Source organism: Amycolatopsis sp. NPDC004079, from assembly GCF_040610415.1.
GTDB lineage: Bacteria > Actinomycetota > Actinomycetes > Mycobacteriales > Pseudonocardiaceae > Amycolatopsis > Amycolatopsis halotolerans.
Genome location: NZ_JBEXMH010000004.1, coordinates 119,173 through 140,777 on the forward strand (window position 1 = coordinate 119,173; position 21,605 = coordinate 140,777).

The window sequence follows — 21,605 nt, forward strand, 5'->3', positions numbered from 1 at the left end:
CCGCGGCACAAGTGCATGCGCAGGCTGAGCGGTTCGATCAGTGATCGAACGCGCGTTGCCAGGCCGCTTCCATCGACCGCTGCAATTGTCGGTTGTGGTGGCGGTAGGCAGCGCCAGCCAACCACTCAACCGCATCGGTCCGCTGACCGCTCAATGCCTCTTCGACGACGGTCGTCAGAGGCCAAGCCCACGTCGCGCGCACGATGTGGAATGTGATTCCGGCTGTCTTCGCGAGGGCCGTGAACTCCCGAGCCTTGCCGATCGCCGCAGCGAGTTCGGGGCGCAGAGCGGTGTGCTCGGGAGACAAGTGATCAACGATGGACCTCATCTGCTGCACCGTCTCGCTCCGAGCCTTGGCCCTGGCGGCACGCATCTCGTCGGCGTCGATGAAACCGAACTCGAAAGCTTTGTCGACAAATATCTGCAGCGGAGGCTCGAGTGCCTTTCGCTGCTCGGTGCTGCCGGCGTTCCATGTCAACAGGATGGCTTCGACGAACGAAACGATCTTCGATGACGGGATCCGCTTCGCTGCGGCGACGATAGGTTCGAGTCCCGAGACAGGCTCCCAACCGGTGACAGAGTCGGCTTGCCGCAGCGGCCATGCTATCAGGAGACCAGAGTGGGAGAATGTAAGCAGCCGTCCGGTAGTCAACCAAGAGGCAAAGGGCTCTTCGACCGGCTCCCTCAGTGCACGGGCGCACCAGCCCGCCGGTGCGCTGACGAGCCAGCCGGGAAGGTTGATTCGATAGTTCTCGGTGCTGGCAGAGCTGGTACGCCCGATGAGCCACTGGGCGAAGTCTTGCATCTCGATCAGTCGGTGCGCTCGCCACACGGCCGTGGCCCCACGGCCTGACCAATTGTAGCCTCCGGAAGTGTCCTGGAGGCGGTTGCGCAGGTCCTGGAGTTCCTCGTTCCAGTCTTCTTCAGGCAGGTGTAACGGTGTCTGGTCCCTGGGTGCCTCGGGGCCGCGGAACCATGCCCTGGCGAGTTTGGCTGCAATCTCGAAGCGTTGCGGGCTGTGCCAGGCCACGTCAGATTCCAGTGCTGTCGCGATCCGCAGTAGCCGTTTGTGAGTTGCGTTCAAGCTATCTGTTGGCATGAGGCGCAGTTGATAGGCCTCATTGATGAGGTCCCGCTCGGCTGTTGTGCATGTCGCAGCGACAGCAGCCTGCCAAAGGCGGATCGCTGTGCAGTGCAGTAGCAGTGGCGGAAGGCCACGGAGGAAGTTGTCGCTGAAGGGCGAGACCGTAGCGATTGCCGTCATCACGGCATCGGTCAACTGTCGAGCTTGATAGTCCTTGCGTGCGCGCAATGACTGACCGGGCAGCGATAGGGAGACCGTCCTCGCCCGTTCGGTGAGACCGAGGGGCAGTCGCAGCCGCAGTCGAATGCCGTGGCTACGGTGCCTGCGGCCCAACGGAGCTGGCGGGTAGCGGAGCACGGTCGAGACATGAGTGAGGCGATTGCCGGGTTTTCGCAATTCCTGGTCGCGGACGTGAACTTCCAGCAATTGCCGGATTGTGCTGTCCCGCGACTGCCTGCGGGAGGAGGCGATCGACATCAGCGCGGTCATGGCGCATTCGGGGATGATCACGTTTGTCTCTTCCGGCGCCGTTCGCATTCTGCAATTATCCATGGCTCTATAACGCCGGGGCCGGTCAAGTCCGGTGACGTAAAGGATGGCGGGTCGGTCTGGGACGTTCCGATTCCTTGCGGTCACGGGATCGTGCTCGGACTGGGGCTTGATCGCGGATCGGTGATCGCTCGGCGCGCTTCACTCGACCGTGTCTCAAGTCCGTGCCCCTGATGCGGTTCGGACGAGATCTACATCGGGAAATGTGGCCTTTGAGCTGAGGGTCTCCGCGGTGGTGGGGATTGTGAGCTGCCGTCGGGTGCGTCGGGGTGAGCCGACGTGACGACAGGGTCGATGCACGAGTGCGCTGCTGAGCATCCGAACGGAGCAGTGGTTCGAAGGGCTCGGTCATGGTCATTGCGTGTGCAGCGTGGTGCGATGGGGTTGGTTAGCGTTAGGTGCGGCGTATGCGTCGTATCAGCACGGTCGGATGTTCGCTTCGCGGTTTGGCGCAGATGCGACGACCGCGGTGATTTGGCCGTTGATCGTGGATGGGCTGCTCACCTTTGCGACGGTTGAGCTGTGGCGGGGCCAGCGGGGGAGCGGTCGGTGGTTGGTGTGGGCGGCTTTCTTGTTCGGGATCTCGCTGTCGTTGTGTGCGAATATTGGTGCTGCCCGTCGTTGAGTGTGTTCGGGGTGACGGCGGTGGCTTGCCCTCCGCTTGCTCTGTTGCTTACTGTGGAGTTGCTCAACCGGGCGCTGCGACGACACCGGCCGAGCAAGGCTCGCCTGTCGTTGCAGAGCGAACTGGGGTTCTGAAGCCGACTGCGCACGGCTGGTCGTCGAACTCGGCGGAATCGGCCTGTCTGCCTGTCCTGGTCGAGAACTCGGTCGCTAGCCTTGACCTGCTGTTTGTGCCGTTCGTTGATCGGTGGTCTGTGGCTGTTCGGCTGTCGTATGGGATCTTGGTCCAGGTGTTGTCCTGGCTGACGCTGCTGGCCCGGAGCTCAGCCTCCAAGGACGCGGAGATACTCGCGCTGCGCCACGAGGTCGCCGTTTTGAGCCGCACCAACCCTTGCCCACGACTGGACTGGGCCGATCGGGCGGTGCTCGCGGCCTTGTCCCGGCTCCTGCCGAAATCCCTGCGATCCTGCCGCATCGTCACACCCGCAACATTGCTGCGATGGCGTCGTCGGCTCGTGGCCAGGAAGTGGCGCACGTTCCTGCGTGCCCAAGCTGACGGTCTTCTCGCGATCGACTTCTTCCATATTGACACTGTCACGCTCAAGCGCCTGTACGCAGCGTTCGTCATCGCGCACCGCACCCGACGGGTCCACCTGTTCGGCGTCACCGGCCACCCGACCGGAGCCTGGGCAACCCAACTGGCTCGCAACCTCGCTGCAGATCTTGAGGACAGCGGACACCGGTTCACTTACCTGATCCGCGACCGGGACGCCAAATTCACCGCGGCCTTCGACGCGGCGTTCGCTTCGATCGGCGTCGACACGGTGCTTGCCGCACTGCAAGCACCGCGGATGAACGCGATCGCCGAACGCTGGATCTGCTCGCTCCGCCGCGAATGCACCGACCGGCTGCTTATCACCGGTCCTAACCACCTCAGCCACGTGCTTGAGGCGTACGTCGAGCACTACAACGCCGGCCGCAGCCACCAAGGCCACGGCACTGGATTACGAGCACCCGATGACGACCCGAACGTGGTCCCATTGCCCACCCCACCGGACCGGGTCAAGCGCACACGACGCCTTGCAGGACTACTCAACGACTACCTGCCAGCCGCCTGAATCCCCAGCTCGCAGCCGATGACTGCGGACAGGCTTTGGAATGCCGGATTGTGTTGCACCTGAGGCGTTCAGGACTTCGCCGACATGACCGGTCGCTGTTTCACATCGGAGCGGTCTGCGACGTCTGGCGGATTGTGGGAGGACTGGTCGCTTCCTGCGCTCTTGGGCTGACGGCGCATGCAAGCCACTTGCGGGGCACGGTGCGATGCACCGATGCCGCAGCCATAGCGCGTCGGTCTGACTGGCTGTGCCCGAGATCCAGGCTGGGAGTGCGGGCAACGGTTCCAGTAATAAATCATGGTCTGATCGTGATGGGTCGCACTTCCCAGCGAAGGCTGTCCCGTGAGTAGAATGCGAGCGCAAGTCGCAGCCTAAGGTGAATCGCATATATCCGAAATAGGGTGATTGGTTCACGGTTACCGCGGTTATCAAGGTGACTTCATTGTGAAAGGATTTTTTCTTTGACTGCGACAAAATCGTGATATGAAATTTGGAGGACACGATGCAAACCATGACCGAAACGGATCTTCTGAACGGCTACACGGCCTACACCACGGCCGATGAACTGGACCAGTTCGACGGCAAGTCATCGCCCGCTGCGACCACGCCGGCGTTGGTTCCCATCCTCATCCGGGCTGGCATCATCGCTACCCGTTCTTCCCAGCAGCGCGCCGCAGGAATTGCCTCCGCGGGCGGTGGTATCTGGAAGACCATCAAGAAACCGTGCTAGTCAACCGTTGACGGCTTATGCGCCCGGGGTCGGTTTTCTCCCGGTCCCGGGCTGCCCGGTTGCGGAAAAAATATTGCGGAAGTGGCTATGCCTGAACTCTATTCATCTGACATTGAACCCGTCGACATCCTTGCCGACAAAGTTACGTTCAACCGTATGTTGCTCGTCGGTTCGGGGGCGTTGAGCGCATCGTTTCTGCCGTACTGGATCAACTGGATCGATGCCGTCCTGCCGACAGTCTCCCTGAAGGTCGTCCTTACCAGGTCGGCTAAGAAATTTGTTTCCGAGCACGCAATTTCAGCTTTGTCTCGTACCGATGTTATAGTGGACGAATGGCCGGGTCAGCCGTCTCGGGAAGCGTCACATGTCACGCTGGCGAACTGGGCTGATGTCGTCGCCGTCTATCCTGCGACCTTGAGCTTCATTTCCCGTTTCGCGTTGGGGTTGGGTGATTCACCGACCTTGCTCGCGCTGCAATGTACCAAGGCGGCCATCGGCATCGCTCCGGCTCTGCCTCCTGGTGCGGTGAATAACCCGGTGGTAGCTGCTCACCTGCGTTCGTTTGCCGACCGGCCGCAAGTAGTGGTGAGTCCCACTGAAGCTGCGGTCAGCGCCACTACCGGTGAGCTCGATGGGGGCAGTGTCGGGCCGCTATCTGACTTGGTCGGTTTGCTTGAGCGGCGGTACCGAGAGCTTGCCTCGACGAATGAGGCGGGATGAACCGTCTGGACAGCGAGTCAGGTGCAACTCTGGTGGGCGACTACGGCAGCGGCCTGCGCCGCACCGAGATTCACCAGTTGTCCGATGGGGCGTTCCGGTGGACACAGCGAGCAGGGGCTGTCTGCCCGGCACCGCTGACTGCGCCGGATCCAGCGCTGGCTTGTGCGATAAGAGCCTGCTCTGTCACCGGTGCTCGTTGGGTGCCTGCCACCACGTCCGAACTCTCGCCTGGTGTGCTGACCTACTTGACCAATAGCCCGCTGTCCGCGGTGGACTGGTTGGATTTCGATCAGCCCTGTACCCGCCAGATTCTGGCCACCGCCCTGGAAAACGCAGGCCGTGCGCTACAGGCCTTGCATCAAGTCGGCGCGCCCGATTCCGTGGCCGCGCCGCCGGGCCCACGACGTATCGCCTGCTGGCTCGACGAAGCCGACTCTAGCCTAGGCAACTTGGCTAGGCTGGCCGAACTCGCCTGGCCACGTTGGGGGCGGGCAAGGCTTTCCTGCCTGCGCGACTGGTGCATCATGCCGCGGCGGGACACGGTGCTGGTGCACGGTTTCGCCTCGCTCGGGACTCTCCTGCCGCCGCTCGTTGCGCCCGGCAGCGAATTCCTGATCGGCGCGGATCTCGCGGTAGGACGCCCGGAGTCCGATCTCGGCTGGTTGCTGGGTGAATTGCATGAGTTGCGCTGGGTTGGTATCCACCAAGGGGTAGATTTCCCCGCGCTCGGACAAGCACTCCTCCGTGGCTATGGGCCTGGCTGTCATGAAGCGGCCTTGGGCAGGAATGCGGTTCTGCGGATTGTCGCCCACCTACATGACTTTGCCGCTTACGCTGGATGGACCAAGGAATTCACCAGATATATCGATTTCGCGGCTGAGTTGATTGACGACGAAGGCCGCCGAGCGGTCGAGGGGAGCGTGATATGAACAGCATCGACGAAGCGCGCCCTTGGCAACGATCCGTAACCGGAATCGCCCCGGCCCCGGAGGTCAATCGGCTGCTGCGCCAGCTCGGCCTCGGCACCTTCGACCGTGCCGGAACAATCGCCTTCGGCGGCCGCAACGATAACTGGGCGGGCACAACCACCGGCGGCACAAAAGTTTTCGTGAAACGTCTGCCGGACACGGGTGAGGCGGAGAGTTCGGGGATCGCTCGCTCGCTGGCCTTCGAGAGAGCCGCTGCAGCGTTGGTACCCGGCGCACCGCTGGCTTCCCCGCAACTGCTAGGCCATGACGAGGGAAGCCGGCTCCTCGTCTTCTCGTTGCTGAGCAATGCCCAACCTGGTATCGAGCTGTCTCTCGCGGGCAGACTCAGCACGGAGCTATGTTATCGTGCCGGCGAAGCAATCGCGACTGTGCATGGGCTAGATCCCGCCGGGCTGGACAGTGTTCCGCTGTTCTTTCCCCCTCTTTCCTGGCTTGACGGAATTCCATGGGACATCGTCCAGCAGAACAGCTCGGCACAGCTAGCCGCCTGGCAGATATTGCAGGATGACGACGAATCCGTGCGTGCCCTGCATGAACTCAGGTCCTTGGAGGAGGTTGTGGAGTTTACTCCTGTGCACGGGGACTTGCGATTCGACCAATTCATTATATCGGGTGATAGACTGTATCTCTGCGACTGGGAGAGTTTTCAGCTCGCCGACCCTGCTCGTGATGTCGGCGCGTTTATTGGAGAATGGCTTTATTATGCCACCTATGCGATCTTTGTGCACTCAGTAAGTCGCGAAGGATCTCGATTTTCTGGTTTCGGCTTCACGCATCATGATATTATCTCTCTCGGCCAAGAGAATCTCCGTGATGTAATTCCTCGAATAGAGGCTTTCTGGGCGGGCTACCGTGCGAAACGCACGCCCGACCCGTGTCTGCCGGAGCGGGCCATGCGGTTCGCCGGCTGGCATCTGTACGACCGGCTAATCGCGAGCGCGGAATCCCAGATTCAACTGAACCCCGTGGCCAAAGCCGCAGCCGGAATCGGGCGCGGTGTTCTGCTCAACCCAGAGGGCGCCGCTGAGCTCCTCGGCGTTGTCCAGCATGACCGGAAAGAACAAGTATGAGCATGGTCCTTTCTTGCCCACTGAACCGACGGCTCGTCGCGGCACTCGACGAGGTGTCGGTAGCATCGGACGGCTGTTCCGCCGACGTCGCGGGCACTCGGCTGGTCGGCGACGATCCCCGTGATCTGCGCGGGCGGCTGGCCAATGTGCTCTATGAACTGCTGCACTCCGGGACAACCGGTGCCAATGGCCGCGCGCTGTCAGCGAGCGAGGAACTCAACCGTGACCCTGGCTTCGAGCAACAGTTCGCCGAAGCCGTCCCGCATGCCGACGCTCCGGTCGAGGGGCTACTGGTGGCAGCCGGGGACAAGGAGTTGATCGTACGTACCGCCCTGATCACTGTCCGGGTGCCGCGTGACCGCCTTGTGGGCGCGGACGTCCCGGCTCCTGGCTCTGCGGTCCAACTGCGACTCGACGCCGCTCGTCCTGCGCTGTCTCCCGGGTTTTTCTACGTGCTGGGCTCCCGGTCCCGGCTACGGCGGAACCCCGCGGTACGCCGGATCTTCGTGCATTTGACCGAACCTGGTGGCGCGGTGCGGGTCTGGCGGGCGGCCCTGGCCGAGTTGGAGTCCGCCCGCGCGGACTACCACGCGAAGATACTGTCAGTTCGCGCCGACTATCCCAGACGGGACGCATTGGTGATTTATCTGCACGGCGAATCCAGTCCGGTCGAAGCCGCACTCGTCCAGCGGCTGCGTGGTGATTGTGCCCTCGGCGCGGCTACCTCGGTGCTCACCCAGCGGCTCGCACCCGGCATCGCTGCGGCCTGGGAGCCAGTGGATGCCCGGCCCGGCCAGCAGAACCTGAGCTTCGGCCAGCACCGCTGCTTCGCACTGGCCAAGGCCCTAGTCGGGCACGCACTCGACCCTGTCGCAGGAAGCAGGGTGCAACGCGTGGTGGCCGAATTCCGCCTGGCCGGTATCGACCCCTTGCGGCCTGACCGCAACCTGCAGCAGGACACCAACATGCACGAACTGGCCACGATCGTAGCCGCGCCGCCCTCTTCCGGGGAGCGCAGCACGGGCTCCGGACAGCCGATCCGATGAACCAGGACCGGACGCGCGAGGTGCACCGGATCACGCTCGAGGGAGGGCTGCGCGTCGTTATCGAACCCGATCACCGACATGACCTGGTAGCCGTCGCGTTGACAGCCGGGACCGGATCACGCGACGACCCGTCTCACGCGCGCGGGCTGGCGCATCTGGTGGAGCATCTGATGTTTCCCCGTGAGCGGGACGGGCGGGCTGGGCATTTGCACACTGTCGAGGCGGCTGGTGGGCTCTGCGACGCCAACACTTTCCGTGATCACACCAGCTACTTCAGCATTGCCGACGCCGGCCTGCTCGATCCGTTGCTGACCGCTGAGGCTGCCCGACTGGTCGGGTTCGCGCCGGACCAGCGCGCACTGGACGGTGAACTGCCGGTGATCGAAGAAGAAATCCGCGGGGCAATGTTCGCCTCACACGGCGGATTCCCCTGGACCGCGGCGGCTTCGGCGCTCTGGGGCCCGGACCGACACGCTGGCGGTGACCACGGGATCATGACGCATCTGCGCGCGGTGAGGCCGGCCGAGGCCACTGCCTTTCACCGGGAGCATTACACAGCGGGAAACTTGGTGCTCTCGATCGTGGGCGCGGTGAACCCGGCGCGAGCCGCGTCCAGCGCGCGGGCGGCGTTCGGTGAGCTCAGCTCCGGCCATCGGCCCCCGAGACCACGCCTGACTGCACGGCGGGGAGCACGGGCCGGGTATACCGCCGAGCGCTTCCGCGGTACAGCCCTCGCGATCGCGACCCCGCTACCGGATACCGCCGATCCTCGAGGCTACGTCGCGCACGCGGTGCTTGCCGAGGTGTTGTCCGCGGCTCGGCTGCCTCGCTGGCGGGAATGCCAGCCCCTGCTGCGCTCGGCGACGATCCGCTGCGGATTCAACGGCGAATGGTTTAATACCGCCTCCCCCGACTTGCTGGTCACGACGCTCCTGCGAGAGCGGGCCTGGCCGGTGCGCGAGGTGATCGCCGAATGGGACGGCCTGCTCGGTGAGCTGAGCAGCGTCGGACCAGACGAAGGCGAACTCCAACGCGCGATTGCCCTTCTCCTGCTGGGCCATCACCGGCAGCTTGACTCTCTGGTCACCCGCGCTGTCGCACACGGTCGCTTCGCGGTGCTCTTTCCCAGCCTGGACGGCCCCCATCAGCTCCCTGACCTGCTTTCCATGACTACCGCGAAGCAAGTTGCGGACGCGGCGGCAGCGGTTCGCGTGGCACCGGCGGCCCGAGTGGAACTGGAGGGGGAAGCCTGATGAAAGCCTTGACCGGCGCTGTCGACATCGCGCTGCCGAACGGGCTGCGCGTGGTGCTGGCCCACGAGCCAAGTGCGGAGATCACCGAGATCCGTCTCGCGTTACCGTTCGCCACCCGGCCGGAATTGGCCGCGCCCATGGAATTGCTCGCTGCCTGTCTGCTGCGGGGCACTGCGAAGCTCGACAGGCGTGCGCTGATCGACCGGGCTTCGGCGCTGGGGGCGGAACTGTCCGTCACCCGTGACAGCGAAGCTCTGCTGCTGTCCGCGAGCACGTTGAGCAGAAGCATGCCGAAGGCGATCGCCCTGCTGGCCACAGCCGCGCGGCAGGCCACCTATCCGGCCCACGAACTGGATCGGGTCGCGGACTCACTGCTGATCGGCGACCGGAGTGGGCCACGCGCCGGGGCATACCGGCGGCTGCTCCGCCACCGATACGGGGCGCATCCGTTGTTCGCTGAACCAGCCGGGATCGAGGCGCTCCGCGCAGTGACGACCGAAGACCTGCTGCGCTTGCATGCCCTGGCGATCGTTCCGGACGGCGCGGTCTTGCTGATGCTCGGGCCGCTCGGCCCCGACGCCGCCCTCACGCGGGTCACCGACACCTTCGGCGGTTGGTCCGGCACCGCCTCCGGCCTGCACCTGCCACCGATGGGCGCTACGTGGAACACCGGTCGGATGACCCTGCCTTCCGCCCCTGGGATGCCGACGCTCGTACTGACCGCAGGCCCCGGAATCCTCCCCACAGATCCCGAACACCCCGCGTTGCACCTGGCCAACTTGATCCTCGGCGGCTCGGGGTCCTCCCGGCTCGTCCGGCAGATCCGAGAACGGCTCGGTCTGGCTTACCGAGTCCAGTCCGCGCTGGAAGAAACCGGAGCAGGTGCCTGGACCACGGTGGAAGCCCTGACCGGGCCCGGAAACGGAGCCCGGATGGCCAGCGAACTCACCTCCTGCATGACCCAGTTCGCCGATGACGGGCCGACTCCGGAGGAAGTCCAGGCGGCCAAGCGACTCGCGAAAGGGCTCGCCACAACCGGGTTGTCCGACCGCGCCGACGTCGCCAGCGCAGCAACCGGCTTCGTACTGCGGGGCCTGCCGCCCGGCTGGCTGAGCCATTACCTGGACAGAATCAGCGCGGTCTGCCTCGATGAGGTGGCAGCCGCCGCTCGTCACTGTTTCGACCCCGCCACGCATGCCATGGCCGTCGCCGACGAGCATCCCACTCCCATTGAGCGCATTCCAGCCAAGGACCGCCGATGAGCACCGCCAGTGAAACAATCGAGACCGACGAACTTCCTGGCCGCTCCAATCGGCCCTTGCGCACGATGCTCGGACATGCAAAACCTCACCTCTGGCCGCTGACGCTGGTGCTGCTGCTCACCCTGATGGGAAGCGCGGCTGAACTGGTGCAGCCCCTGATGGTGGAAACGGTCATCGCCAAGCTGACGTTAGGCGAAAGCCTTCGCAATGAAATTCTGCTGCTGATCGGCATATTCATGGTCGCGGTGCTGCTCAACGGATGGCAGACCTGGATCGGCCAACGCACCGCAGAACGAATGGTTCTCGGGATCCGGCGCGGGCTGATCTGGCGGCTGATCCGCCTCCGGGTCGCCGAACTGGATCAGCGCGAACCCGGCAACCTCACCACCCGGGTCACCTCGGACAGCACCGTGGTGCAGCACGCCACCACCACAGGATGGATCGACCTGATCAACGGTGTGCTGCACCTGGCTGCCAGCATGGTCATGATGTGCTTGATGAGCCCGGCGCTGCTCGGCATCACCGCGACCGTGCTGATCATCGTCGGAATCGTACTGGGATTCGTGATACCACGACTACGCCAGGTGGTGCTGGCCACCCAGGAGTCGGTCGGCGCGATCGGCGCCGCGCTGGACCGGTCACTGGGCGCGGCACGAACGGTGAAGGCCAACGGCGCAGAGGCCACGGAAACCGAGCGGGCGATCTCGGCCGCTCGCTCGGCCTACCGCGCCGGGCTCACCGGAGCCCGTTACCAGGTCGTCATCACCACCGTGTCCGGAATGGCCGTGCAGACCTCATTCCTTGTGGTCATCGGCCTCGGCGGCATACTGGTCGCGACCGGCGAACTCGGCGTCGCGACTCTGATCGCGTTCCTGCTCTACCTGTTCAATCTCGGTACCCCGATTCTGTCACTGGTCACTGGTTTCGTCGCTCTCCAGCAAGGGCTCGGCGCGCTGCAGCGGATCGAAGAGGTGAGCGAGATGACGGTGGAGGACGACGTCGACACCAAGGTCAGGACACCCGCCGGGCCCCCACCGCCCGTGGTGGTGGACGAGGTCACCTTCGCCTACCCAGGACGCCCGGCCGCGCTAACCGACGTATCGTTCACTGCGGAAGCCCGGAAGCTCACCGCGATAGTCGGGCCGTCCGGGGCAGGCAAGACCACTCTTTTCTCCCTGCTGCAACGATTCTACGACCACCAGGGCGGTCGGATTCTGTTGGCGGGAGACGACATCAGCCGATGCGACCGGGCAGAGGTACGTCGGCGGATCGCTTACGTCGAGCAAGATACCCCGATGCTGGCAGGCACCTTCCGGGAGAACTTGGTCTATACGGCACCGGGATCCGATCCCGGTGCCATCGCCGAGGTGCTCACCCTCACCGGTCTTGACCAACTCGTCCAACAGTTGCCAGACGGGCTGGACACCCCAGTCGGGGTACGTGGAGTTACCCTCTCCGGCGGGGAACGTCAGCGCTTGGCGATCGCCAGGGCCTTGCTGCGCAGACCGCAGGTGCTGCTGCTGGACGAGGTCACCGCCCATCTGGACTCCCGCAGCGAACATAGTCTGCGGCGCACCATCGAAGCGGCCTCGCGTGAATGCACTGTCCTGCTGATCGCACACCGGCTGTCCACCGTCACCTCGGCGCACCGGCTGGTGTTGCTGGATCAGGGCCGGGTCAGGTCAATCGGCGCGCACGCCGAACTGCTGGCTACCGATCCAATGTACCGTGAATTGGCTGCCACGCAACTGCTGTTATCGGAATCGGAAAAAGAAAGCAAAACCGGATGCCTCTAATTGCAAGCTGTATCGTTGATGATGCGTTCTATGATGAACTGAATATTCATACCAGTGGCACGGATGGCTTGGTCGAAGTCTCCGGAAAGCTGGTGCCCACGGTATCCATAGTCCGCGCGCCGAATGCGACGTTAAATCGATTCGTTCCCATTGGAACCAGGGAGGCCAGTGAGCTGACGATGACTGTCGGCGGAAGAGTGGCGAATCTTCATCCGGGGGCGGGAAAATGGACGAGGGGTTCGTACCGGGTCGACCTTAAGCTGGAGGGCAAGCGATACCGGTTCGCGCCGAATTCGATCGCCACCAGTCAGCTGATCCGCGACGGAAGGAAAATATTCGAACCCTCAATGGGTGACGAAGACGGCGATTTTCTGGTGCAATGGCTGGTCAACCGCGACGACACCGAACCGGCTGACGCCGCCATCGGGTACGCGCTCGCGGTAGCCTTTCGCACTGGTGCCATGGGGTTCCTGTCATTGCTGATCAACGGTGCGGAAATGGTCGGGCCAGGCTGATCATTCCAAGCTGGCGGTGCCCGTCGGCGGACGGGGCAACGACCGTCCTGCGCGCACTCGGACTGGGATGCAGTAGCTGGAGCCGCCTCATTTCTGCCTGTCAGCGACCGTCGCCAATCCTGATGGCTCAGCGCCTCGTCGGTGCCGGGACGTGGCTTCTGACTTGCCTTTGAAGCGACGGCCGCGACGTGCAAGCACGGGCCTCAAGTCGTGCTCGACGCCGACGCGACTCGTGTGGCCCGGCCGCGTCCGGGCGCATGAAATTTTCACAGCAGACAAGTGACTCTTCGCACTATTGCGGCCGGAGGGGGTCGGCTCATAATGGGAAGGGGGCGAGGATGGATCCGGCGCTTCTTGGCTGCAATTTACCGCATTTCGTTCGCGGTGCACGCTGACTTTTTATGTCGCATCTTCGATACTTTTTGGCGTAAAAGATTGATTTTTGATTGCCGTTTTCCTGTGGGCATATTTTACATCTTTTGCCGTGATCAGAATTTAGGGAGGGGTGCAGGTGCGTTTCCGTGTTCAGGCCGCTCGGCGAGGGGGCATCGTCGGCCTTGTCGCCGTGGTTGTCGCGATGCTGCTGGTGGCACCGGCCCAGGCGGCGGGCCTGTGCGACCGGCATCCGGGGCTGGCTGTGTGCAAGGCCGCCGACCGGGCCAGGGCGGAGCTGGCCGTGGGCAAGGCGGTCGCCGGGACCAGACTGGGCGGACTGGTGCTCGGGCATCTGCGACAGAGCGTCGACCAGATCGCTGGCCACGCGCTGAGGCAAGCTGTCCGGGACCTGGACGAGGCCGGGAAGGCGATCGACGCCGGAGACGCTGCCCGCGCGGGCCTGGCCCTTGAGCGTTTCAGCGAGGAGTCGCTGCAGCAGTTGCGCGACACGGTCGTCGCGACGCGGGTGGTGGTGACGTCGTTGCCCGGGCTGGCCAGGATCGCCAAGGACGCCGTGGCGCGGTTCAACGCGCTGCCGGACCTGGACATCCACATCGACGTCGCCGCGCTGGAAGCCAACAACCGCGGGCTGGCGGCCACTGCGGCCGGCATCGCGCAGGCCTCGGCCCAGTTGACCGACAGCGCCGACCGGATTCGCACTGCCATGACTGCGGCCGACCGTGATTTCGCCGGGGCCAAACGTGATCTGAACGCGGCCAGCAAGATCCTCGCCGGGGCGAACCAGGCACTCGACAAATTCACGTCCACGCCCTGGACGCCGGTGGGCGGCTTGTCGCTCAAGGGCATCAAGTTCGACTTTGACGAGGCGTTTGGCCACCCGACCCGCTCGGGCTCGCTCAATCCGGACGTCGCGGCGGTCCTGTCGACGGTCGCGGACTTCCTGCCCGGGATCGGCAGCATCAAGAACGCCGTCGAGTCGATCGCCGGGAAGGACGCGTTCACCCAGCAGGAACTCGACGGCTTCGAACGCGCCCTCTATGCCATGGCCGCGGTCCCGGTCGTCGGCGGAGCCCTCAAGAAGCTTACCGCCGTCGAGAAAGCAACCAAGGTCTCCCGAGGGCTTGAGCTTGCGGCGAAGAACGGCACCAAAGACTGGCGTGCCGCATTCGACGCGCTGCCACTGGGTCGGCAGAAAACAGTGCGGGTGGTGCGTACCGCCTCCGAACTGAGGACCCTGTTCGACCACTGGACCACAGGCGCACAGAAACTCCCGTCGCGCGGTGACAAGATCCCTGAGGTGTACGATCTCGGCGCAGGCGTCACAGTGCAATGGCGCCTGACCTCCGGCACCGGCGGCGAAACTATTGACATTTTTCCGGACAGCAAGACGAGGCTGAAGGTGCACCTGGATGGATGAGCGGCGGGCGCGGGATCTGCGCGAGATCGAACGGGCCGTGGTGCCGACGCAGGAATTGCTCGAGATCGAACGGGCCGTTGCCCCGACGCTCGATGAAGGACTCGACGACTGGGTCCCGGTCGACACGCTGATCGCGAACGCCATCCAGGTCATGCCGGAGACCGACGACCGTTTCGCGGAGTTCTTCGCCTCCGTGCTCGACTTCCTGCTCCGCGAAGACTTGATGGTCGTGGGCGAGATCGGCAACACCGGCTTCGAGCCATGGCCCAGCACAACCATCGAGGACACCGTCGTCCGTGTCGTCCGCGACTGCCAATCCGTCGACTGGTTCGCCCGGGGGGGCTTGTGCTGGCTCGCCAGCACCCCGAAAGGCAAACAACGCGTCCGATGAGACGGGTGTTGCCGACACTGTCCGATATTCCGTGAGTTCTACGTTTTCTCGTGGGGACTGCGGGGGCCGTGCCCGCCAGGAACGGGAGGTCTGCGCGGATCCGGCGTATGACTCCGCTGCGGTGGTTCTTCAGGATCTCTGAAATGATCTTGTCTCAACCGAGCAGTGTCCTGTTCTGGTGAAGGCGGGGAGGTTCGAGTTGACCTCGGCGGTGGTGCGGGATCTGCTTGAGCAGCAGCTGAAGGCGACGCGGGATGAGGTCGCGGAGTTTGAGACCGGCATGCTGGCCGGGTCCCTGTTCGCGCGGGCGTCGGCCGGGTTGGCGGACGGGACGATTCGCTGAGGTATCGGGCATCTGGATCAGGTGCGGACCTGGCTCGAAAAACCCGTTGTGGGGCATGGCACCGGCTGGTGTCGACACGGGCCGACCGCGCAGGCCTTTCCCGGTTTGCTTGACCGCATCGGTGTTCGCCGGAGTGCTGGACGCTGTTCGTGCCGGAGGACGCCCGTTCCTGCGCAATACCGCGCGCGCGGGCACCGCCGGTGTTCCCCAGGGCCTTCGGGTCCTGGACGCGGTTGGCAATCGCCGCTGCATGGGTGGCTTCGGCGGTGTTTGCCGGATGGCGGCTGTTGGAGAGCCGGAAAATCCGATGCTCCACGATCGGTCCACGCAGAATCGCTGCGGCTGCGCGCGGGCTCCAGCAGCAGTGCAATCCGAGTACCAGGACAGGCGACGGCGATCGCGCGGGTCGTCCTGGCCAACGGACGCGGGCCTGTGTTGCTCGCGAAAGCCGTACGACATCGGCGGCTGGAGCGGAAATCGGGATACTGGGCGACCCGGTGCCATCATCGCCGTGGGTCTGCCTCTGTCAGTGACGCGTTGGCGGATGTTCTTGGTACGACGCGGAGCGGAGCTGCGTTCGGCCTGCGAAACCTTGCCGCGGCACCGGCAGCGGCCACGACGGTCAATCCCGTGGCGGCCAGGGCGTCAACCCGCCTAGGGGCGGTCCTTCCTAAGGGCGGCGAGGGGTCCTTGCTCATCGGCCAGAGTGAATCCGTACCTGCCGTAGTCTGCCTCGATCAGCACGTATCCCGTGCCGCACTAGTCGCGACCGGTAATCGGCGGGAGAAGGCACCGGAGGATTCGACAGGCTGATGTCGGCAGGATGTCTGTCTTGCTGGTTGCAGGGTGTCCTGCGGAGATTGGCCGTGATGGGCTGGGGATTGCTTCGGCCTGCGAGGACTCGGCGGAACGCTGCGTTTCGTCGTCGACCCGCCGCCAGATCGGCGGCAGAGCGCACGACGAGGTGCTTTCAGATCCATCCGATTCGTTCTGCGACGCGGACTGCGTCGACCCAGTTCTGGGCTTGGAGCTTGGCGATGATCCGGGTGAGGTTGTTGCGCACGGTGCCTTCGGCGAGGTGAAGACGTCCGGAGATCTGACTGGCGCTGAGGCCATGCGCGGCCAGTTGCAGAACGCTCCGTTCGCGTGGCGTAAGCGGGTTGTCTCCGACTTCCATGGCTGCTGCGACCAGGTCCGGGCTGATGACGCGCTGGCCTGCGTGCACTTTTCTGATGCCGTCGACGAGTTCGGCGGCCGATGCTCCTTTCCGAAGGAAACCGCGTATGCCGATCGCCAGTGCTTTGCGAACTTTCCCGGGGCCTTCGTGCGCGGTGAGCACGAGTACTCGGCAGCCGGGCAACGTATGGCGCAGGTTGGCTGATACTTCCAGGCCGTCTTCGCCGGGGAGGCCGAGATCGAGGACCGCGACATCGGGGCGGATCCGCTCGGCCAGCGCCAGAACCTCGTCGCCGCGTTCGGCCTGGCCCGCGACTTCAAGCTCAGGCTCGCGGCTGAGCATTACGACCAGTGCTTCGCGGACGACGCGCATGTCCTCGGCGATCAGTACCCGGATCATGACGATGCACCTTCCAGCGCCGCCGCCCTGAGGTCGCGCGGGGTGTATTCGGGCGTTGGGGGGAGGACTGCTTCAAGGGCGAACCGGTCGTCTTCGAGGCCGTAGGCGAGTGAGCCGCCGCAGTCCTGCATCCGGGAGGCCAGGTCCTCCAGCCCCTGTCCACCGGGAGAGATTTCCGGGCGGAGGGCACGGTCGTTGGAAATCCTGAGCCGGAAGCATCCGTTCTCGAGCCCTGCGGCAATGGTGCACACGGTCGCTTCGCTGTGGCGGACGATGTTCGTGACAGCTTCGCGCAGCACCCAGGACAGGGTTTGCTCGGAACGGTTGTCCGGTGTGTCGGTGATGCGGACGTCGCACCGGGTGCCGACAGCTTCGAGCAGCCCGGTCGCGCTTGCGAGTTCGTGCTCGAAGCTGGAGCGCTTGGCGTTTCGTGCGATCGAGCGCATTTCGGCGAGCGCTTTCTCGGCGGTTGAGTGAAGTTCGCGCAGTTCGTGACGGGCCGCGGACGATGCGTCCGGGACCAGCTGCCGGGTGAGTTCGGCGCGCAGGATGATTGACACGAGGCTGTGGCCGAGACCGTCGTGCAGGTCGCGTGAGAGGTCCGCGCGGGCATCGGCGGCCGCGCGGCCGCCGATGTAGCTCCGGGCGTTGGCGAGCTCGCCGGCGAGATCGCTGATCCTGACCAGACTCTGCATCATCAGCCCGGAGAGCAGCATCACGACGGCGGCGTAGACGTTCGCTGTCCAGGTGGAGGCTGACCACATGATCGAAGCACGGCAGACGACGGCGAGGAAGAACAGCCAAGACCACGGCCCTCGGATCGAGATCAGCGCCGTCCAGCCCAGCAGGAGGTCTGCGCCCTGCCAGTGGTCGCCAAACCACAGGAACGGGGGCAGCGTCACTGTTGCTTGGAAGCCGAGCAGGCCGAACATGACAGTCGGGCGCAGTGCTGAGCGATTTCTGAGCGCGATGCCCGCGCAGAGGGTCATGGTCGCTGCGGTCATCAGGAACCATGCCTGGACCGCTGCAGAATAGTGGTGGCCCGTTGCCAGCGACCAGATCGTCGGCACCGACACCACCAGGGTCGCCAGCACTGTGGCACCGATGCAGGCGAGCACTACCGATCGGGCTGCAGTCGTTCTGCGCGCCTGTGGTCTCTGTGCCATTTTCGTAATCCGCCCTCGGGTGTCCGGACCGCTCGTTGTTCGAGGGGATCCCGTTGTGCCGGCAGCTGCTGGCTGCCAACTCCGGAACGATATCCGGGTTCTCCGCCGCCTACCTGATATCGGGTGAATAATCACCCGCGAGTTGTGACCGGGTTAACTATCAAGCGGGGAGAATTCTGCAGAGTGCTGGCATGCGGTGGACGAGTCAGTGCTACCGGAAAGCGGCGATCGGCTACTAGAAGGATTTTTTTCGGACGACCGAAAGTTGCTTTGTTGAGATCCTGAATTTCAGTCGCGGGGAACGAGTTGCAACGTGCACGCCGTGCCTGTGCCGGGCGATGGCCTGCTGTGCAGTGTGACGGGGATTCGTGCTGCCCGCCGGACATGACGGGCGGGCAGGCGCGGCCTGATTTACCATGCTGGTCGCGCTCTCGGGGAAGTTTTTTCGCGGGTGTGACGTCTGTCTGCAGCGTCCAAACCCGCCTGTTGGAGAGGCGGTTGGGCAAGGTGAAAAAGCTATCGGTCGATGAGCGGGCGGCAGGTCGTTCGCCGCGATCGGCTGTCTGGGCATGACCGTTTGACGAGGATCCACGCGTTGGCCGATGCGTACTGTGACCGGTACCCGCAGTAGGCTCGACAGTTTCGGCAGAATTGTGTCCTGCCGCGGTCGGACCTTGTCGGAATCGAGCATGGCCAGGCACCCGGAGACATACCGCAGGAGAGCGATTGCGCGCGCCGACAGCCCTGCTGTGGCGAGGAGATCGCGGCTGTTCAAGGGGATCGTGTCCGGTTCGTCGATATCCGGTGGACGTGACCGCTTGCGGGTGGTTCTGACGCGTGTTCTGGTCACACGGTCTCTGCCAGCCACTCGAAGAAGGCGATATTGTCGTGGTCCAGCAGGTAGTCGACCGGGGTCGGCTGCGCTGCCATCTTGACGATGACGACCTCCTTCGCCGGGGCGACGAACAGCCATTGGCCGTGGATGCCGATACCGCAGTAGGAGCCTCTGCCGTTCTGGTACCACTTGCTTCGGTAGCATCCTTCGCCGAACAGGCCGACGAAGTCGCCGCGCTTCCACGCTTCGGGACTGCCTCCCGTCGTGGTGTCGTGAACCCATGCTTCCGGCGCTATTTGACGGCCGTGGGCGCTTCCGCCCTGGCGCATCATCTCGCCGACGCGTGCGAGGTCGCGTGGCGTCAGCGAGATGCCGCCCGCGGTGCGGGCCGTGCCGGCTCGATCGACAGTGATGGCGGCGTCGGTGAGGGCACCGAGTGGCATCCACAGCTTTTCGGCGAACAGTTCTGATATCCGTGTGCCGGTGGCGCGTTCGAGCAGGACACCGAGGAGGTCGGAGTTCGGGGATCGGTACCGGAACGTGTCGCCGTGCGGCTCGGTACCGTGCTCGAGAGAGAGCAGGAACTCCTCCAGCCCTTCGGCATTGTCGCCGGGGTTCCACAGCGTCGCCCGGCGGTAGCGGGCGAACGCGCTTTCCGGATCGAGGTAGTCTTCCTCGAAGTCGAGGCTGACTGTCATGTCGAGCACTTGACGCACAGTCGCGTTTCGGTACGCGGAGCCGGTCAATTCCGGGATGTAAGCGGCTACGGGGGAAGCGGAGTCGAAGATCCCTTCGCCCTCGAGTATTCCGGCCAGGACCGCCGTCAGGGACTTGCTGACGGAGAAGGCGATGTGGCGGCTGCCAGGCAGCATGTGCGTTGCGAACCAGTCTCCGGCGAACCGGCCTCCCTTCATGACGGTCAGCGCGTCTGTATGGGATCTTTCGAGGAACGCTGCGACGGTTTCTGGCCCAGAGGGGAGCGGCACGGTTTCCTCGGACAGTGCGCCGAAATCGACTGGGGCGGTTTCGGCGAGGTCTGGCGAAGCTTTGATGAGCGCGCTGGGGATCAGTTCTCCGACGTTCTGGAACGACCATCGGGAGAATGGCGGCATGCGCCAGTTCGTCAAGGTGACGGTGCTGCGCAGGAATCCGAACTTCTGTTCGAAGTAGGTTGGATTGGACACTTCCGTCCTTTCGGGTCGGGCGTGTCGTCGGCGTGGATCAGCCGGCGGCGGAGCAGGTCACTTCGTGACCCGAAGTGTGAAATAGTTGCGGATGCTGTGTCCTGGTGTCGCGACCGTCACGTCCGGGGCGGTGACCAGGCTGAGGGCGACACCGGCGAGCGGGACGACGTCCTGGCGGTCCAGTACCGATTTCTGCGCGGCCTGATAATGGGCGCACCGCTGCTGCGGGTCGGTGGCCGCCCGGCCGGCGGCAAGCGCCGCCAGTCCCTCGGGATTATCCGATGCGGTGAGGTTGATTCCGCCCGACTGGTAGCCGGGACCGATCACCTTGGACAGCGAGATACTGGTCAGGGAGGCCGCGTTGACGTCGCCCATGAGGGTCATGTCCCAGTCTGCTTCGGGCTGCTGGATGGTTGTCGCCCAGGTGGCGTTGTCGATTTTTTTCAGGTTGACAGTGGCACCTGCGTCGTCGAGGGCTTTTTGGATGTACTCCGCGCCTTTCCCTTTGTCTCCGAACGACAGCGAAGCAGGGAATCTGATGATGGCTCCCTTGAGCGCTGCTGCTGCGGCGGACGGGTCCTGCACGGGGACCAGCGAGGGATCGTCGAGAGCGCAGGCATATGTTTTGGGAACGACCGAGTTGAAGACCGGACTCGCGTTGTTGGAGAACACCTTGTTGAACACGGTGCGATCGATGGCCTGCGCGACCGCTTTGCGCGCTTCCGGTTTGCCCGCGAAGTAATGTCCGGGGGCCTCATTGAACGCTATGTATACATTCGCCGACGTGATTTTGGCCTGGTGGTAGTCGCCTCGACCGGCGAACCGGTCGAGGGTGTCACCGGTGACCGCGCCGAGATCCAGATCTCCGGAGAGCAATTTGTTCGCGGTCGTGGACGGATCGGTGCTGATGCCGAAGACGAGCTTCGCGGACGGGACGCCCGCCAGCGGTGCTGAGTACCGCGGCCAGGCGATGTAGTCCGGGCGCAGGTCGTAGGTGTACTCCACCGCGGGCTTGACTCGGCCGAGGGTGTAGGGCCCGGAGAACGCGCCTTTGGCTGACCCGGCGGCCAGCGCGGCCTTGTCCGCGAGCCCAGCCGGGCAGATGATACCTGCTTGCGGGATCGACAGCGCTGCGGGAAAATCGCTGTTGGGCTGGGCCAGGGTCACGGTGACGGTCCCTGCCGCGTCGTCGGCGGTGATGGTCGGCTTCCCTGTTCCGAACACCTGGGAGGCGGAGGGGTGCGGCGGGGTTGTGGTCTTGTCCGCGTAGTAGTTCAACGAGTTCGCGACGGCGGTCGGGGTGATCTTCGTGCCATCCGCGCAGGTCGCGTCACGGCGAATGGTCAGCAGGTAGTCCGACGCCGAGCGCGTCTCCCATCCGGAGGCCAGACCTGGAATTGTGGTGCCGTCGAGATCCCGGTCTGTCAATGTCGCGAACAGAAGGTTCGCACCGACGTAGTCGTCCACCGCCGATCCGGCGGCAGGATCGAACGTCGACGGCGAGGTCGAGTACTCCAGGTTTAGCGGGCGGCCCCGCCCCG

18 protein-coding genes and 1 pseudogene are annotated in these 21,605 nt (G+C 64.3%); 14 read left to right on the forward strand and 5 right to left on the reverse strand.

From position 1 onward, the window contains the following. Positions 1 to 37: 37 nt before the first annotated feature. Positions 38 to 1,594: a hypothetical protein gene (locus tag ABZX37_RS05855; RefSeq protein ID WP_354736415.1), complete on the reverse strand. Its 1,557-nt coding sequence runs from the start codon at positions 1,592 to 1,594 to the stop codon at positions 38 to 40. A 400-nt stretch (positions 1,595 to 1,994) separates the two neighbouring features. On the opposite strand from ABZX37_RS05855, the pseudogene ABZX37_RS05860 reads away from it, so the two are divergent. The 14 genes and pseudogenes from ABZX37_RS05860 to ABZX37_RS05925 all read left to right on the forward strand — a co-directional run. After that, positions 1,995 to 2,347, forward strand: a pseudogene (locus ABZX37_RS05860) (DUF2637 domain-containing protein); the annotation flags it as partial. 734 nt (positions 2,348 to 3,081) lie between these two features. Then, positions 3,082 to 3,375 (forward strand): integrase core domain-containing protein, encoded by a 294-nt coding sequence (locus ABZX37_RS05865; protein WP_354736713.1) that lies wholly within the window; start codon positions 3,082 to 3,084, stop codon positions 3,373 to 3,375. A 511-nt stretch (positions 3,376 to 3,886) separates the two neighbouring features. Next, entirely contained in the window at positions 3,887 to 4,105 is a 219-nt protein-coding gene (locus tag ABZX37_RS05870) for an LxmA leader domain family RiPP (protein WP_354736416.1), read from the forward strand. Between the two features lie 87 nt (positions 4,106 to 4,192). Further along, positions 4,193 to 4,825 (forward strand): flavoprotein, encoded by a 633-nt coding sequence (locus ABZX37_RS05875; RefSeq protein ID WP_354736418.1) that lies wholly within the window; start codon positions 4,193 to 4,195, stop codon positions 4,823 to 4,825. Then, on the forward strand, positions 4,822 to 5,754 hold the full coding sequence (locus ABZX37_RS05880) for a hypothetical protein (protein WP_354736420.1): 933 nt from the start codon (positions 4,822 to 4,824) through the stop codon (positions 5,752 to 5,754). Before ABZX37_RS05875 ends, ABZX37_RS05880 begins: the two co-directional genes overlap by 4 nt. Then, positions 5,751 to 6,884: a class V lanthionine synthetase subunit LxmK gene (gene lxmK / locus ABZX37_RS05885; protein ID WP_354736422.1), complete on the forward strand. Its 1,134-nt coding sequence runs from the start codon at positions 5,751 to 5,753 to the stop codon at positions 6,882 to 6,884. The genes ABZX37_RS05880 and lxmK overlap by 4 nt, the downstream gene beginning before the upstream one ends. Next, positions 6,881 to 7,930 carry a T3SS effector HopA1 family protein gene (locus tag ABZX37_RS05890; protein WP_354736424.1) on the forward strand — a complete coding sequence of 350 codons (1,050 nt, stop codon included), beginning with the start codon at positions 6,881 to 6,883 and terminating at the stop codon, positions 7,928 to 7,930. The genes lxmK and ABZX37_RS05890 overlap by 4 nt, the downstream gene beginning before the upstream one ends. Before the next feature lie 20 nt (positions 7,931 to 7,950). Continuing rightward, positions 7,951 to 9,183 carry an insulinase family protein gene (locus tag ABZX37_RS05895; RefSeq protein ID WP_354736426.1) on the forward strand — a complete coding sequence of 411 codons (1,233 nt, stop codon included), beginning with the start codon at positions 7,951 to 7,953 and terminating at the stop codon, positions 9,181 to 9,183. Beyond that, entirely contained in the window at positions 9,183 to 10,445 is a 1,263-nt protein-coding gene (locus tag ABZX37_RS05900; RefSeq protein WP_354736427.1) for a pitrilysin family protein, read from the forward strand. The genes ABZX37_RS05895 and ABZX37_RS05900 overlap by 1 nt, the downstream gene beginning before the upstream one ends. Continuing rightward, a complete protein-coding gene (locus ABZX37_RS05905) occupies positions 10,442 to 12,241 on the forward strand; it encodes an ABC transporter ATP-binding protein (RefSeq protein ID WP_354736429.1) in 1,800 nt (599 codons plus the stop codon). The genes ABZX37_RS05900 and ABZX37_RS05905 overlap by 4 nt, the downstream gene beginning before the upstream one ends. Next, on the forward strand, positions 12,232 to 12,756 hold the full coding sequence (locus ABZX37_RS05910; RefSeq protein ID WP_354736431.1) for a hypothetical protein: 525 nt from the start codon (positions 12,232 to 12,234) through the stop codon (positions 12,754 to 12,756). The genes ABZX37_RS05905 and ABZX37_RS05910 overlap by 10 nt, the downstream gene beginning before the upstream one ends. Positions 12,757 to 13,267: 511 nt before the next feature. After that, positions 13,268 to 14,569 carry a pre-toxin TG domain-containing protein gene (locus ABZX37_RS05915; protein ID WP_354736433.1) on the forward strand — a complete coding sequence of 434 codons (1,302 nt, stop codon included), beginning with the start codon at positions 13,268 to 13,270 and terminating at the stop codon, positions 14,567 to 14,569. Next, positions 14,562 to 14,960 carry a hypothetical protein gene (locus ABZX37_RS05920; RefSeq protein ID WP_354736434.1) on the forward strand — a complete coding sequence of 133 codons (399 nt, stop codon included), beginning with the start codon at positions 14,562 to 14,564 and terminating at the stop codon, positions 14,958 to 14,960. The genes ABZX37_RS05915 and ABZX37_RS05920 overlap by 8 nt, the downstream gene beginning before the upstream one ends. 178 nt (positions 14,961 to 15,138) lie before the next feature. Beyond that, positions 15,139 to 15,303, forward strand: a complete 165-nt coding sequence (locus ABZX37_RS05925) for a hypothetical protein (protein WP_354736436.1) — start codon at positions 15,139 to 15,141, stop codon at positions 15,301 to 15,303. Positions 15,304 to 16,273: 970 nt separating this feature from the next. Here ABZX37_RS05925 and ABZX37_RS05930 read toward each other — a convergent pair. The 4 genes from ABZX37_RS05930 to ABZX37_RS05945 all read right to left on the reverse strand — a co-directional run bounded on the left by ABZX37_RS05930 (position 16,274) and on the right by ABZX37_RS05945 (position 21,531). Then, a complete protein-coding gene (locus ABZX37_RS05930; RefSeq protein ID WP_354736438.1) occupies positions 16,274 to 16,879 on the reverse strand; it encodes a response regulator transcription factor in 606 nt (201 codons plus the stop codon). Further along, positions 16,876 to 17,973, reverse strand: coding sequence for a histidine kinase (locus tag ABZX37_RS05935; protein ID WP_354736440.1), 1,098 nt, complete (start codon positions 17,971 to 17,973; stop codon positions 16,876 to 16,878). The genes ABZX37_RS05930 and ABZX37_RS05935 overlap by 4 nt, the downstream gene beginning before the upstream one ends. Positions 17,974 to 18,891: 918 nt before the next feature. Continuing rightward, positions 18,892 to 20,064: a serine hydrolase gene (locus ABZX37_RS05940; RefSeq protein ID WP_354736442.1), complete on the reverse strand. Its 1,173-nt coding sequence runs from the start codon at positions 20,062 to 20,064 to the stop codon at positions 18,892 to 18,894. A 57-nt stretch (positions 20,065 to 20,121) separates the two neighbouring features. Next, positions 20,122 to 21,531, reverse strand: coding sequence for an ABC transporter substrate-binding protein (locus ABZX37_RS05945; protein ID WP_354736444.1), 1,410 nt, complete (start codon positions 21,529 to 21,531; stop codon positions 20,122 to 20,124). Positions 21,532 to 21,605 lie beyond the last annotated feature (74 nt).